This is a genomic window from Flavobacterium turcicum (genome assembly GCF_011365745.1).
Taxonomy (GTDB): Bacteria; Bacteroidota; Bacteroidia; order Flavobacteriales; family Flavobacteriaceae; genus Flavobacterium; species Flavobacterium turcicum.
In genome coordinates this window covers 177,283-192,859 of the sequence record NZ_JAAOBY010000004.1, presented here as the reverse complement: position 1 = coordinate 192,859, position 15,577 = coordinate 177,283, and the positions used below count along the sequence as shown (strand labels likewise).

Here is a 15,577-nt window from a genome sequence, read left to right as displayed (position 1 = left end):
ATGTTTTTACATTCCAGTACGAATAGCTTCAACTGGATCAAGTTTAGACGCCGAAATAGCAGGCAAAATTCCAGATATGAGTCCGATTATTGCAGCCAAAGAAGTTCCTAAAATCACATTGCCCATACCAAGAACAAATTCAAAATCGAACGCTTGGGTAACTATAAATGAAATAATCCAAACCAAAAACAAACCAATTAATCCACCAAAGACAGAAAGTATAATTGCTTCAAATAAAAACTGAAACAAAATAAACCTGTTTTTTGCGCCAAGCGATTTTTGAATACCAATTAAATTGGTTCTTTCCTTTACAGATACGAACATGATATTCGCAATACCAAAACCACCAACAAGCAATGAAAAGCCACTAATAATCCAACCAACTACGTTCATTTGACCAATAATACCATCTATTAAATCAGTAAAACCACTAAAAACATTGATAAAAAAGTTATCAATTTCTCCAGCTTTCAAGCCTCTATAATTGCGTAATTTTTGCGTTAACTCGCCTTTAAAAGCATCCATATCTACACCACTTTCTGGTTTGATCAAAATAGCATTGGTTAGCGATTCATTGTTATCACCATACAATTGGCGAACAAAATTAACTGGAATGTATGCTGTTGTATCGTTACTGTCTCCAAAAAGTCCAGCACCTTCCTTCTTTAAAACTCCAATAACCGTAAAACGTTTGCCATACAAGCGGATATTTTTCCCAATAGGATCAACACCTTCAAACAATGAATTAGCGATTTCATTTCCGATTACAATAACAGAGGCACCTGAATTGGCTTCGGAATCGTTATAAAAACGGCCTTTGTCAAACTCTAAACCTTGAATATCGATAAACTCTTGCGAAGAAGGAACAATATTTACATCGCTTACCGTTTTCGCATCATATTTTAACGATTCACGACGTGTAAAAATTTGAAAAGCAATAGCTTCAGCATTATTTAGTGAATTTTTCAAATAAGTATACTCATCGTATTTGATGTTTGGAAATTGCTCGCGTTTCCATTGCGGAATGTCAGATGGACCAAATGAAAACTTGATTAAGTAAATCGTATTTTTATCCAAACTACTAAGATCTTTAGTGATTTTACGATCTAAAGAATCAACAGCGGCAAGTACCGCAATGATTGAAAAAATACCAATGGTCACGCCTAACAACGAGAGTAAAGTTCTCAATTTATTATTGCTTAAGGCATTCATAGCAAAACCAAAACTTTCTTTTAATAATCGAAGGTAAACTAACATATATCTTGTTTTGTATTTAAAATGATTTAATCAAAAAGCCCAAAAAAGACTTTTCAGTATTGACACGCTTAGGATTTAAAAGCGTCGTAAAATAGAAGTGTCTTATTTGCAAATATCTCAATTTCGAATGCTTTAATTTCGACTTTAAAAACTATTTTTGCACCTTAAAAACACTAACTACATAATGAACACAACTAAAACAATCCAATCGGCATTAATCTCTGTCTTCTCAAAAGAAGGACTTGAACCGATAGTAAGACAACTAAACAGTCAAAATGTTACAATTTATTCTACTGGTGGTACCGAAGATTTCATAAAAAATTTAGGAATTCCTGTTGTACCCGTTGAAGATGTTACTTCATACCCTTCAATTTTAGGTGGAAGAGTAAAAACTTTGCACCCAAAAGTTTTCGGCGGAATCTTAAACCGTCAAGATAACAAAAGTGATGTACAGCAAATGAAGGAGTTTGATATTCCTCAAATTGACTTGGTAATTGTTGACTTATACCCATTTGAAAAAACCGTTGCATCTGGCGCAAGCGAAGCTGATATTATTGAAAAAATTGATATTGGTGGCATTTCTCTAATTCGTGCAGCAGCAAAGAATTTTAAAGATACGGTAATCGTTTCATCGATGGAGCAATACGGATTATTTTTAGAAACCATCATTAAACAAAACGGAGCAACTACTTTAGAGGACAGAAAATTGTTTGCCACAAAAGCATTTCATGTGTCATCACACTATGACGGAGCAATTTTTAACTATTTCAACACTGATGAAACTATTTACAAAGAAAGCATAGCCGATGGTCAAGTACTTCGCTATGGAGAAAACCCACACCAAAAAGGATTTTTCTTTGGAGATTTTGATGCCATGTTCAACAAAATTCACGGAAAAGAACTTTCATACAACAATTTACTAGACGTAGATGCCGCGGTTAATTTAATTCAAGAATTTAAAAACGACGGTCCTACATTTGCTATTCTCAAACACAACAACGCTTGCGGTTTAGCTACAAGACCAACAATCAGTGAAGCTTATTTAGCAGCTTTGGCTTGCGATCCTACTTCTGCTTTTGGAGGAGTATTAATTGCTAACACAACCGTTGATGTAGCTACAGCACAAGAAATAAACGCTTTATTTTGCGAAGTAGTAATTGCTCCAGCTTTTGATGCAGAGGCGCTTAGCATTTTACAGGAAAAGAAAAACAGAATCATTCTTGTTCAAAATGAAGTTGAATTACCTCAAAAACAAGTACGCACATGCTTAAACGGACTTTTAGTTCAAGACAGAAATAATAGTACCGATACTAAAGAGGACCTAAAAACCGTTACACTAACAGCGCCTACAGAGCAAGAGATAGAAGATTTAATTTTTGCCTCAAAAATTTGCAAAAACACAAAATCAAATACGATTGTTTTTGCTAAAAACGGTACGCTTATTGCTTCAGGTACGGGACAAACTTCAAGAGTTGACGCGTTAATGCAAGCTGTAGAAAAAGCGAAAAATTTCGGATTTGATTTACAAGGAGCTTCAATGGCTAGTGATGCTTTTTTTCCATTTCCTGATTGTGTAGAACTTGCCAAAAAAGCAGGAATCACAGCAGTAATTCAGCCGGGAGGATCGATCAAAGATGAATTAAGCATCAATTACTGTAACGAAAATAATCTTGCAATGGTATTTACAGGAACGCGTCATTTTAAACATTAATTTGTTTAACTTTGTCCGTCACAAATTTTTAACTTTTAACCCTTAAAAAACTTATGGGATTTTTTGATTTCATGACCGAGGATATTGCGATAGACCTTGGTACCGCTAATACTTTAATCATACACAATGATAAAGTCGTAATAGACAGCCCTTCGATAGTTGCACGCGATAGGATTTCTGGCAAAATCATTGCTGTTGGTAAAGAAGCCAACATGATGCAAGGAAAGACACATGAAAACATAAAGACAATAAGACCTTTGAAAGATGGTGTAATTGCAGATTTTGATGCATCTGAAAAAATGATCAGTATGTTTATCAAAAGCATACCTGCATTAAAAAAACGAATGTTCACTCCTGCATTGCGCATGGTAGTTTGTATTCCATCTGGAATTACCGAAGTTGAAATGCGTGCTGTAAAAGAGTCATGTGAGCGTGTAAATGGTAAAGAAGTTTACTTAATTCACGAACCAATGGCAGCAGCAATTGGTATTGGTATTGATATCATGCAACCAAAAGGAAACATGATTGTAGATATTGGTGGTGGTACTACTGAAATTGCGGTTATTGCTTTAGGTGGAATCGTATGTGACAAATCAGTTAAAATTGCAGGTGACGTTTTTACCAATGATATTGTTTACTACATGCGTACCCAGCACAATTTATTTGTGGGAGAAAGTACTGCTGAAAAAATAAAAATCCAAATTGGAGCTGCTATCGAAGATCTTGAAACTCCTCCAGAAGATATGTCTGTACAAGGTAGAGATTTGTTAACGGGTAAACCAAAACAAGTAGAAGTTTCATACCGTGAAATTGCTAAAGCTCTTGACAAATCAATTCAACGAATTGAAGATGCTGTCATGGAAACGCTTTCTCAAACTCCGCCTGAATTAGCAGCAGATATTTACAATACTGGTATTTACTTAGCAGGTGGTGGATCTATGTTGAGAGGTTTAGACAAAAGAATTTCTCAAAAAACAGACTTGCCTGTTTATATTGCTGAAGATCCTTTACGTGCGGTTGTGCGTGGAACTGGAATGGCACTAAAAAACATCGTAAAATTTAAAAGTATATTAATTAAATAATAGAGATTTACAACTCCAATACCTTTCAAACAGTATTGGAGTTTACCTCTTTTACATTAACTTATTTGACCTCTATAACCGAATACAATGCAGCAAATATTTAATTTTATTTTTAAAAACAGTAACAGAATACTGTTTTTGCTGCTTTTAAGCATTTCCTTAGCGCTTACAGTTCAATCTCACTCTTTTCACCGCAGCAAGATTATCAGCTCTGCCAATTTCTTAAGTGGTGGCGTTTACGAAAAACTGAACAACTTTGATGAATATTTGAATTTAAAGACAGAGAATGAAGCGCTAGCACAAGAAAACGCTCTACTTCGTAATGCTTTATTCAAAATTGAAGACACTGCGACTGTTAAACAAATTGACAGTGTTAAAGGAGTAAAACCAACCGATATCATTGTTTCAAAAGTAATCAGAAACTCCTATAATGTGTATGAAAACTACCTTACACTAAACTCAGGTGCTATAGATGGTGTAAAACCAGACATGGGCGTGGTTAACAGCTTGGGTATTGTAGGAATCATTGAAAATACATCAACCAATTACTCTACTGTAATTAGCATATTGAACAAACGTTCTCAAATTAATGCTAAAATTAAAAAATCAAATCATTTTGGTTCTTTGAACTGGGATGGTAAAAGTACTGGTTTTGTTCAGCTAACCGATTTACCAAGGTTAGCAATGATTAAAATTGGAGACACAATTGTAACTGGTGGACAATCAGTAATTTTTCCAGAAAACATCAACATTGGAACTATCTCAAAAATTTACAGAGACACAAAAACCAATTTTTATACATTGCGCGTAAAACTCTTTAATGACATGACTAACTTAGGTCACGTATACATCATCAAGAGAAAAGACAGACAAGAAATCATTAATTTAGAAAAAAGAGAAAAAGATGAATAGCACCTTGTTAGTCAATATTCTCCGTTTCATTTTGCTGTTAGCGCTCCAAATCATTGTTTTTAACAATATGAATTTCTTGGGCTACATTAGTCCGTTTCCTTATATTTTGTTTATCATTTTATACCCTGTAAATGGTAATAAAGCTGGACTTATTGCTGCGAGTTTTGCAATGGGTATTATTATGGATCTTTTTAGTAACTCTGGAGGAACACATGCAACAGCCTCGCTAATGCTTGCTTACCTAAGACCTTACTTGTTCAAGTTTGCTTTTGGACTAAGTTACGAATACCAAACCATTCGCTTAAATGATGTTTTGACACCTCAACGGTTTACATTTATTTTGCTCTCTGTAGTAATTCATCATTTTACCTTGTTTTTGTTAGAAGCGTTTCAATTGAGTTTTCTACTTGACACCTTAATTACCACGCTTTTAAGCACTGTATTTACGATATTAATTTGCATCATAATCATCTACCTTATTAAGCCAAACAAACGATGAGAAAAGCCTTGTTGCCCTCTTTGATCATAATCGCTACTTTACTGCTGGTAACCCGTATTTTTTATTTACAAATTGTAGACGAAACTTCAAAATTAGAGTCCGAAAACAACGCTATCAAAAAACAATACGAATATCCAGAACGAGGCTATATTTTTGACCGTTATGGTAAATTGCTTGTAGCCAACCAAGCATCGTATGATATCATGGTTATTCCGAGAGAAGTAAAAGAAACGGATACTACCGAGTTTTGTCAACTTTTGAATATCACCAAAGATGATTTTATCAAAAAAATCGAAAAAGCTAAGGTGTATAGCCCTAGACTTCCATCGGTATTCTTATCACAATTGAATAAAGCTGAGTTTGCAGCATTTCAAGAAAAATTACGAAAATACAAAGGATTCTATTTCCAAAAGCGTTCATTACGTGATTATGAAGTAAACTTTGGCGCGAATATTTTTGGATTTATCACCCAAGTAAACGAAAAATTGGTTGCAAAAAACCCCTATTACAACAGTGGTGATTTAATTGGCCGCCAAGGAGTTGAAGAAAGCTACGAAAATTTACTTCGAGGAGTTAAGGGTGTGAAATACATTCAAAAAGATAAATTCAACAGAGAAATAGGCTCCTATAAAAATGGCAAATACGACACGATTGCCGTTCAAGGAGAAGACATCAACCTAACGCTGGATGCCGAAATCCAAAAATATGGTGAAGAACTGATGATTAATAAGCGTGGCGGAATTGTTGCGATAGAACCAAAAACTGGTGAAATATTAGCATTAGTAACCGCTCCATCTTATGATCCCGGGATTTTAGTTGGTCGACAACGCTCTAAAAACTACACCGCTTTATACCGAGATTCTATCGCAAAACCTTTGTATGATCGTGGTTTATTAGCCGAATATCCGCCTGGATCACCTTTTAAAATTTTAACTGGACTAGTTGGTTTACAAGAAGGTGTTATTGATGAAAACACTACTGTATTCTGCCGTCATGGTTTTAGCTATGCGCGTGGCCGTTTTATGGGATGCCACTGCCACGGTGGAGCCTTACAATTGCATCGAGGTATTTATGAATCTTGTAATTCCTACTTTGCTACCGCCTACATGCGAACCATTAACAAATATGTAAAACCCTCTTATGCGGTTGATGTTTGGAGTAAGCATTTAAAGAGTTTTGGATTGGGAGAATTTATGGGCTATGATTTACCTACTGGAAAAAGAGGATTAGTACCAACATCTAAAACCTACAAACGCATGTACCCAAATGGAGGATGGCGCAGTACAGCAATTGTTTCAAACGCCATCGGTCAAGGAGAGGTTTTAATGACACCTATTCAATTAGCTAATATGATGGCGACAGTAGCCAATGAAGGTTATTACTACACACCTCATATTATCAAACGAATTGAAGGACACAAGATTGATGAAAAATTCACAACAAAACACGTTACTTCAATTGACAAACATTTTTTTAAGCCTATCATTAGTGGCTTGTTTGATGTATACAATTTAGGAACTGCAAGAGGTTTACGAGTAGAAGGAATTAACATTTGTGGAAAAACTGGTACTGCTGAAAACTCCGCAAGAATTGGTGGCGTAAAAGTAAAGATGGAAGACCATTCGATATTTGTAGCCTTTGCCCCGATGGAAAACCCAAAAATAGCAATCGCTGTTATGGTCGAAAACGGAGGATATGGAGCGACTATTGCAGGTCCTATTGCTAGTTTGATGATCGAAAAGTACCTTCGTAAAAAAATAACTAGAACTGACTTAGAAAAACGAATTTTAGAAACTAGCTTGCAATCTCGTTATGCTAAATTAGGAGGACTTTCAGATATTGTCAAAGCCCAACTGCGCGCTGCCGATTCTATTAAAAAATTGAAATCGCAACCTGCACAAAAAGTAAAAGTAGACACTACAAAAGCTAAAAAACAAGTTATAGCAGCAAAATGAAAAACCAAAGCATCACCAACAATATCGACTGGATAAGCATAATCATTTATGCTGTATTAGTTATTTTAGGGTGGCTCAACATCTACTCTTCCTCATTATCATCGATGGAAGGCACCTCTGATAAGCAGTTGATTTTTATTGTATTAACCATACCTTTAATTTTTACAGTAGTCTCAATTGACGGCAAATTTTATGAAAAATATGCCAGTATTATTTTTGGAGTTTCCCTATTGTCATTAATGGGTTTATTCTTATTCGGGAAAACTATTGCTGGACAACGTTGTTGGTACGCCATAGGTAGTTTTACCTTACAGCCATCTGAATTTGCAAAAGCAGCAACATCATTGGCATTAGCTAAATTTTTGAGTGACACACAAATTAATTTAAAAGAAACAAACAGGCAAATCCAAGCCTTAGCTATAATTCTATTTCCTGTATTACTTATATTGCCACAACCCGATCCTGGAAGTGCTTTGATTTACAGTATTTTTATAATCGTTTTGTACCGAGAAGGACTTCCTGCGTGGTACGTTTGGACAGGTTTCATTACAATTTTACTGTTTGTTATGACCTTAGTTTTTGAACCACAATACATCATTCTAGCCGCGCTAGCTGTTTTATTGTTCGTACATTTTAAATCACGATTGGCCGATCGAAATGCCATTATGAGTACGATTCTTCTCGTTTTAATTACTGGTTTTGTATTTTCTGTAGATTACATCTTTGATAATGTTTTTAAACAACACCACCGAGATCGATTTAATATTTTGCTAGGTAAATCCGTAGATATGAACGGAACAGGCTACAATACCAATCAATCTGAAATTGCAATTGGATCAGGTGGATGGCTCGGAAAAGGTTTTCTGGAAGGAACTCAAACTAAAGGTGGATTTGTACCCGAACAACACACCGATTATATTTTTACAACAGTAGGCGAAGAATGGGGCTTTGCTGGATCATTGCTGGTACTTGGTTTATTTGCTGGTTTACTTTTAAGAATTATTTACTTAGCTGAGAGACAAAAAACAAAGTTTAGTAGAGTTTATGGTTATTGCGTAGCTGGAATTTTGTTTACCCACTTTTTTGTCAATATCGCGATGGTATCTGGTATCTTCCCTACTATTGGTGTTCCGTTACCATTTTTCTCGTACGGAGGTTCAGGATTATGGGGTTTTACCATTTTGCTTTTTATTTTTATCAAAATGGACGCTAACAAAGTCAATGAATGGTAGTAAGCACCAACGTCCTGCCGCTACACGAGGTTTGATATTAAAGATGCGATATTTTTCCATTATCCACAAGTTTTCCTGAAACGAAACCAACTTTTTATTAAGCCAAATACCCAAATCTCGTGTAACGGCTGTTAGTTGCAGTTCGTGTTTTCAATTAAGTCATTCTTCAATTTGCAATTTGAGAATTACATTTTTGTTTCCATTGTTAAAATAACTAATTTTTACAAAAGCATTTGATTTAATTAGACCTCCTTTAACTAGTGACTTGTTATATCCATAATCACTTTCGTTATAATCTGAATATTCAAATTTAATATTGTTTACATCAAATCTTTCTGTATCATGACCACCAGCTGGCATTGGATGAAAATTCTGGACTTTACCTTCAACAGTTTTATATTTTTTCAGTTCGTAAAAACTTTTTGCCATGAAGTATTGATGAAGTTGAGACGAAATTGTTATTGTGGCTAAAATAGTTGCGAAAGAAGCATACATGATGCTAAAAATCATTTTATACTTTCTTTCATTAAAACCTAATGCAGTGTATTTTTTTGGGTCAGAATAATTTTTAGAATAATAATAAGTAACAATTCCAATAACAACAAAAATTAAGGGAGAAAGCATAAGTGGAATTTTCAGAGATTTTTCGGCAAAATCGTAAACTGTAATAAAGTTTTTCATTTAATGATATATTTCTACGTAATATTGGAAATTGCAACTAACTAATAGCTAGTATCTTTTATCCTCTAAAAAACGCCAAGACCGTATATTTGATTCGCTTTCGAGTTGGTTTTCTAGCGCATCTGTTAACTTAGGAAAAAAATCGATACGCGTTATTTTTTCGATAGCATCAACAGTCACTACATAATCTTCAAGAGGTAAATCGCTCGCTCGATTAGGAATCATAAAAGCTATCATCTTTGGCTTTTTCGCATTTCTGACGAATACAATTTTATAAAAATAGTCCGGCACAGCAACTTTTTCGCGACCAATTGTTTTTAAATTTGAGTTTAAAATACCTGCTGTAACCACCATAACCTTATCGTATTCCTTTGCCCAAAAGCGTACATTTTGCTCCAAAGAATTCCATATTCCTCCGTTAAAATCTTTCTCTTGAGGTGATATATTACTTGTCAAAAAAGTACTAGTGTAAGCGTCATAGTCAAATTCCATATCAGCAGCTGGACACAAATGTCCTTTGTCGTAATTTGTATTTTTATAATTTCTCCAGTCAGCGGAGCGAGTTTCTACTTTGTCATCTTCAATAAAAAAAGGCCTTTTAAAATCTCTATTCACTACATTTTCCTTTTTTAACTCATAGGCAACCCATTCTGCTTGCTCAAATTCTTCTAGATAACTTAGGATATAATATTGATGTTCAATGACTTCAGCAGTCGTTGATGTTGGAAGAAGTGTTTTCCAATTGTCAGTTTCATATATTGCGGAAGTATCCGTTTGTGCGGAATCATTAGCTTTATTTTGCACTTGCTCCTGAGAGGTATCCATTTCAGAACGTGTTTGTTCTTGCTTGCAAGACATTAACAAGCAAACTGTCGTTAAAGCCATTAAAAAAAACGATATTGGAGTGCTATTGCGAGGAAAAGTAAACATAGTAGTATGATTTGGTATCTTAATCCAAATATAGGTAAATATACAGCTATAAATTACACATTATTCGCTACTCAAAATAGAGCGTATAAAAAAACGCGCAAGGTACTTATCGTATCCTGCGCGCTTTATTAAATTTATCTTATATCAGATTATGACTTTGCTAGTTTGTCTTTTTTAATTTTAACAGGCATTGTCTTTTTTGCAACTGATTTACCTTGCAAATCATCTAAAACATTCAAAGCTTCCTCTACATAAATATCTTTTGCTAAAGCTTCGTGCCAGCGTTCTCTTTTTTCTTTTAGAGTTAAATCTTTACTCATAGCATCTTTCTCATACGGAAGGGAAGTAAACAACAAGTCGTTTTTATAATCAGTAATTGGCTTGTATTTTTTAGCTTTTTCCTCAATTTCAGTTTGTGCCACCTTAAATTTATCGATGTTTAAGCTGTATACATTTTCCTCGCTTCGGCTATCAATCCATTTTGCATTTTCCTCTATTAATTGGAACTGAGCATTGCTACTGATTCTAGATTTACTATTGGAAATAGCTTGGTTAAAATTGGCATTTTTGTTCCAAACTTGATAATCAGCCTGATCAATTTTATCCCATGGCATGGCATTGTCAACATCACGCTCTCCCATTTTTAAATAAGCATAACGGTCTGGCATAACAATATCACTAGACACACCTTCTAACTGAGTAGAACCACCATTAATTCTATAAAATTTTTGAGTTGTAGTTTTAATGGCTCCTAAATCACCTACTGAATTACTACGTACAAATTGATTCAAATCGATCACATTTTGCACTGTTCCTTTCCCGTAGGTTTGTTTACTACCAATAATCACACCGCGTTTATAATCTTGAATTGCAGCTGCTAAAATCTCAGATGCTGATGCTGAAAAACTATTCACCATAATTACAAGCGGACCATCCCACTCTATTTTTTTATCACGATCGTACAGAACTTCTTTTTTTCTACCTGCTGATTTAATTTGTACGATTGGTCCTTGCTCAATGAAAAGACCCGCTATATCAACTACTGTTGACAAAGATCCACCACCATCATCACGAACATCTAACACGATACCGTTTACACCTTCTTTTTTTAATCGATCTACTTCTAAAGCAATATCTTTTCCAGCATCACGTCCTTGAGGATTTTCAAAATCTATATAAAACTTTGGTAAATAAATTACGCCATATTTAGAATCGCCCTTTTGTACGATACTTGACTTTGCGTAAGTTTCTTCAATTTCTACAATATCACGAATAATTGATACTATTTTGATAGTTCCATCTACTTTTTTCACTGTCAATCGAACCTCTGAACCTTTTGGTCCTTTGATTTTTTTAACCACATCATCTAAACGCATTCCAACCACATCAACAGCTTCACCGTTACCTTGTGCCACTTTCATCACAACATCGCCAGCTTCTATTTGCTTTCCTCGCCATGCTGGACCTCCAGAAATCAATTCTGAAATTTCAGTCAAATCATTTTTCTTTTGCAAACGAGCGCCAATTCCTTCTAATTTACCACTCATACTCACATCAAAACGTTCCTTTTCTTCAGGAGCAAAATAATTCGTGTGCGGATCAAAACGTGCTGTAATTGAATTAATGTAAACTGAAAACCAATCGTTTCTATTCAATTCTTTAATAAAACCGAAATATTCATCAAGCGATTTTTCGGAAGTAGCTCTCGTTTCTTTTTCTAAATCTGTAAACGATTTTATTGTATACGAAGCATCATTCTTTTTCTTGTCTTCCTCTAACTTTTGTTTGTCAACCAATGAAGAAAGCGTTGAAAGTTTGATTTGCTTGCGCCATTTATCATTAAGTTCTTTAACCGAAGCACTGTAAGGCGCTTTTTCATAATCGATATTGAAACTTTCGTCAACAGTAAAATCAAATGGTTTTTTTAGAACTTCTTTATAAATTTTGGTGCTTTCTTCCATACGCTTCATCAATCTATTGTAAGTAAGATCGAAAAACGTTAAGTCTTTGTTCATAATTTGATCGTCTAGCTGCAACTCGTATTTTGCAAACTCGTCAATATCTGATTGTAAAAAGAAACGTTTTGAGGGATCTAAAGCCTCAATATAATCTTTATACACTCCTTTAGAAAAGTTGTCGTCTATGGTTGCAGGACTGTAATGCCCTTTTTCAATCACAAAAGTGAGTAACTCTAAAAGCAACTTATCCTTCTCAGGATCATTAGCCTTGGAGTTATTCATTTTAAAGGCAAACAATGTTATCGAAATACATGCGACAACAAGAATAATTTTATAATTTCTTTTCATAAAGTGAAGAATAGTATTCATGAATTTTTTATTCTAAGTTACGGTAAAAACTATGCCAGCGATGGCGCGGCTCCCATAAATTTTTGTTAAAGATATAAAATTGTTTTTTTTAAAACTTCAAAATAAATTTCAATAACAAATTTTTATCTTTTGTTCATTTTATCCCATTTGGAGTGAGTACATTTGTTGTATTTTTAAATATATTTCCTTTTTTTGAACTATTTGCCATGGATAAAAAAACACCCTTAATTTTAATTACAAACGATGATGGTATAAGCGCTCCTGGTATCAGAACACTAATTTCGGTTATGACACAATTGGGCGATGTTGTGGTAGTGGCGCCAGACAAACCACAAAGCGCTATGGGTCATGCTATAACCATAAACAGTACCTTATATTTAAACAAAATATCAAAAGACGGTGATGCTGTTACGGAATACAGTTGTTCTGGAACACCCGTGGATTGTGTAAAACTTGCCGTAAACGAAATTTTGAAACGCAAACCCGATCTTTGCGTGTCTGGAATCAATCATGGCTCTAACTCCTCTATCAATGTTATTTATTCAGGAACAATGAGTGCTGCCATGGAAGCTGGTATTGAGGGTATTCCTGCAATTGGTTTTTCATTAAGTGATTACAATTGGGATGCGGATTTTGAACCGACTAAAACATTCATAAAACAAATTGTTTCCCAAGTCTTACAGCAAGGCCTACCTGATGGCGTACTCTTGAATGTTAATTTCCCTAAATTAAAACAAGACGAAATAAAAGGTATAAAAATAGCGCGTCAGGCCAAAGCAATGTGGCAGGAGCGTTTTGATAAACGCCAAACACCGCATGGCAAAGATTATTATTGGCTTACCGGAGAATTCGTTAATCAAGACCACGGGCAAGATACAGATGAATGGGCATTGGCTAACGGATATATCTCAGTAGTTCCAGTACAATTTGACTTAACCGCGCATCATGCTATTCAACAACTTAACACTTGGAACTGGAATGAATAAAAAAGACTTACTACTTGGGTTTCTAATTGGGTTTGCAACCACTCTGTTCGGTAGTTATCTATTTGTAATTATCATGACAGAATATGATTTTATATCGGGAATACAAATCATAAAATCACAAGGCAATCTCGGAAAAATAATTACTCTTGGCTGCATTGCGACATTAGCCGCTTTTGGACTCGCATTAAAATTTAACAAAGAACTAATGGCCAGAGGTATGGTACTCGCTGTAATGGTTATTGCTTTGTTAACCTTGTTTATATAAAGCTATCTTTGCAAACATCTTGTACTTCAAATTAAAAATCGAATTCTACAAAAAATGAAATATTACATCATTGCAGGAGAGGCATCAGGTGATTTGCACGGTGCTAACTTAATGAAAGAGTTGCTACAAAAAGATCCACAAGCTGAAATCCGTTTTTGGGGTGGCGATTTGATGCAAGCCGTTGGCGGAACTTTGGTAAAACACTATAGGGAACTTGCTTTCATGGGTTTTGTTGAAGTACTTTTTAATTTGAGAACAATATTAAAAAATATTACAATTTGCAAAAAAGACATTCTTGCTTTTCAACCTGATGCGATCATCTTTATCGATTATCCTGGTTTTAATTTGCGTATTGCTAAATGGGCAAAAAAACTAGGTATTGCAACACATTATTATATTTCACCTCAAATATGGGCGTGGAAGGAAAGTCGAATTAAAGATATTAAACGCGACATTGACCACATGTATGTTATTTTGCCTTTTGAAAAAACATTTTATGAGGACAAGCACCATTATCCGGTTAGCTTTGTTGGGCACCCGCTTATTGATGCCATTCAACAGCAATCTCACACTGATAAACAATTGTTTCGCACCAACAACCAATTGAATGAGAAACCCATTATAGCTTTACTTCCTGGAAGTCGCAAACAGGAAATTACTAAAATGCTCGAGGTCATGCTTAGTGTGGTGCCAAAATTTCCTGAATATCAATTTGTCATAGCAGGAGCACCAAGCCAAGACTATTCTTTTTATCAACCCTTTATTACGCAGGAAAACGTTAAATTTATTTCTAATAAAACCTACGAGCTTTTGCAAAACGCAACTGCCGCATTGGTAACTTCCGGTACTGCAACGCTTGAAACAGCTTTGTTTAAAGTTCCCGAAGTTGTGTGCTACAAAGGCAGTTGGGTATCCTACCAAATTGCTAAAAGAATCATTACATTAAAATATATTTCGCTTGTAAATTTGATTATGGATCAAGAAGTGGTTACTGAACTGATTCAGGACGATTGTACCACCGAAACAATTACAAGAGAACTTCAATCCTTATTAGATCCTAAAAATCGAGATACGATACTTGAAAAATATGCGTTGTTAGAACAGCGCCTTGGCGGAGTAGGCGCCAGTTCTAAAACAGCGGCACAAATCGTGCAACACATCCGCTCATAAATTCTGTAATCTATTTTTTGCTTATATGCGCTTACAATCATTTTTGTTACCTTTTGTCCTGGCACTATTGATTGTCTCATGTAAAGGTACTTCACCAATAATCAATTCAAAAAACGAAGCAAACAAAAGCAAGTTTTCAAAGAACGAAAAACGAAAAACGGCGCAACTTATTGACGAATTGATTACTACTGCTGAAGAAAATATTGGAGTAAAATACAAATATGCAGGAACTTCTAAAGCTGGCTATGATTGCTCTGGCTTGATATATACCGTTTTTAAATCGCAAGATATTGTATTACCACGCAACTCCTACGAGCAAGCAAAAGTAGGGCAAGCAATAAATCTTAAAAAAGATCAGGCACAAAAGGGCGACCTCATTTTTTTTACTACTAATTCTAGCAGGCAAATCAATCATGTGGGTTTGGTTACTGAGGTTACAGATCAAGGAATCTCCTTTATACACTCCTCTACTTCTAAAGGTGTAATCATATCATCTACAAAAGAACCCTATTACAAACGAACCTTGATTCAAGTTAATCGTATTTTTTAAACAGATACAATCGATGGTGA

14 protein-coding genes are annotated in these 15,577 nt (G+C 34.9%); 10 read left to right on the top strand and 4 right to left on the bottom strand.

The genetic code is table 11. The features are described 5' to 3' along the window. Positions 1–6: 6 nt before the first annotated feature. A complete protein-coding gene (locus G9Q29_RS09080) occupies positions 7–1,257 on the bottom strand; it encodes an ABC transporter permease (protein WP_166135995.1) in 1,251 nt (416 codons plus the stop codon). 184 nt (positions 1,258–1,441) lie between these two features. Between G9Q29_RS09080 and purH the strand changes: the two genes are divergently transcribed. The 6 genes from purH to rodA all read left to right on the top strand — a co-directional run bounded on the left by purH (position 1,442) and on the right by rodA (position 8,648). Next, positions 1,442–2,968, top strand: coding sequence for a bifunctional phosphoribosylaminoimidazolecarboxamide formyltransferase/IMP cyclohydrolase (purH, locus tag G9Q29_RS09075; protein ID WP_166135992.1), 1,527 nt, complete (start codon positions 1,442–1,444; stop codon positions 2,966–2,968). 53 nt (positions 2,969–3,021) lie between these two features. Further along, positions 3,022–4,050 (top strand): rod shape-determining protein, encoded by a 1,029-nt coding sequence (locus tag G9Q29_RS09070; RefSeq protein ID WP_086454445.1) that lies wholly within the window; start codon positions 3,022–3,024, stop codon positions 4,048–4,050. Positions 4,051–4,137: 87 nt separating this feature from the next. Further along, on the top strand, positions 4,138–4,962 hold the full coding sequence (gene mreC / locus G9Q29_RS09065; protein WP_166135989.1) for a rod shape-determining protein MreC: 825 nt from the start codon (positions 4,138–4,140) through the stop codon (positions 4,960–4,962). After that, positions 4,955–5,461, top strand: coding sequence for a rod shape-determining protein MreD (gene mreD / locus G9Q29_RS09060; protein ID WP_166135986.1), 507 nt, complete (start codon positions 4,955–4,957; stop codon positions 5,459–5,461). Before mreC ends, mreD begins: the two co-directional genes overlap by 8 nt. Continuing rightward, positions 5,458–7,416, top strand: coding sequence for a penicillin-binding protein 2 (gene mrdA, locus G9Q29_RS09055; protein WP_166135983.1), 1,959 nt, complete (start codon positions 5,458–5,460; stop codon positions 7,414–7,416). Before mreD ends, mrdA begins: the two co-directional genes overlap by 4 nt. Then, a complete protein-coding gene (rodA, locus tag G9Q29_RS09050) occupies positions 7,413–8,648 on the top strand; it encodes a rod shape-determining protein RodA (RefSeq protein ID WP_166135980.1) in 1,236 nt (411 codons plus the stop codon). The genes mrdA and rodA overlap by 4 nt, the downstream gene beginning before the upstream one ends. Positions 8,649–8,807: 159 nt before the next feature. Here rodA and G9Q29_RS09045 read toward each other — a convergent pair whose 3' ends face one another. The 3 genes from G9Q29_RS09045 to G9Q29_RS09035 all read right to left on the bottom strand — a co-directional run bounded on the left by G9Q29_RS09045 (position 8,808) and on the right by G9Q29_RS09035 (position 12,586). Further along, the gene (locus G9Q29_RS09045) at positions 8,808–9,329 is read right to left on the bottom strand and encodes a hypothetical protein (protein ID WP_166135977.1); all 522 of its coding nucleotides are present in this window, start codon (positions 9,327–9,329) and stop codon (positions 8,808–8,810) included. 48 nt (positions 9,330–9,377) lie between these two features. Continuing rightward, a complete protein-coding gene (locus G9Q29_RS09040; protein ID WP_225872920.1) occupies positions 9,378–10,259 on the bottom strand; it encodes a DNA/RNA non-specific endonuclease in 882 nt (293 codons plus the stop codon). A gap of 149 nt (positions 10,260–10,408) precedes the next feature. Next, the gene (locus tag G9Q29_RS09035) at positions 10,409–12,586 is read right to left on the bottom strand and encodes a carboxy terminal-processing peptidase (protein ID WP_166135974.1); all 2,178 of its coding nucleotides are present in this window, start codon (positions 12,584–12,586) and stop codon (positions 10,409–10,411) included. 206 nt (positions 12,587–12,792) lie between these two features. Here G9Q29_RS09035 and surE point away from each other — a divergent pair, with 206 nt between their 5' ends. The 4 genes from surE to G9Q29_RS09015 are packed head-to-tail and all read left to right on the top strand — an operon-like array spanning position 12,793 to position 15,557. Continuing rightward, entirely contained in the window at positions 12,793–13,572 is a 780-nt protein-coding gene (surE, locus tag G9Q29_RS09030) for a 5'/3'-nucleotidase SurE (protein ID WP_166135971.1), read from the top strand. Beyond that, entirely contained in the window at positions 13,532–13,837 is a 306-nt protein-coding gene (locus tag G9Q29_RS09025) for a hypothetical protein (protein WP_225872919.1), read from the top strand. Before surE ends, G9Q29_RS09025 begins: the two co-directional genes overlap by 41 nt. 54 nt (positions 13,838–13,891) lie before the next feature. Continuing rightward, positions 13,892–15,007, top strand: a complete 1,116-nt coding sequence (lpxB, locus tag G9Q29_RS09020; protein WP_166135968.1) for a lipid-A-disaccharide synthase — start codon at positions 13,892–13,894, stop codon at positions 15,005–15,007. 25 nt (positions 15,008–15,032) lie between these two features. Then, positions 15,033–15,557 carry a C40 family peptidase gene (locus tag G9Q29_RS09015; protein WP_166135965.1) on the top strand — a complete coding sequence of 175 codons (525 nt, stop codon included), beginning with the start codon at positions 15,033–15,035 and terminating at the stop codon, positions 15,555–15,557. The last annotated feature ends 20 nt before the right edge of the window (positions 15,558–15,577 follow it).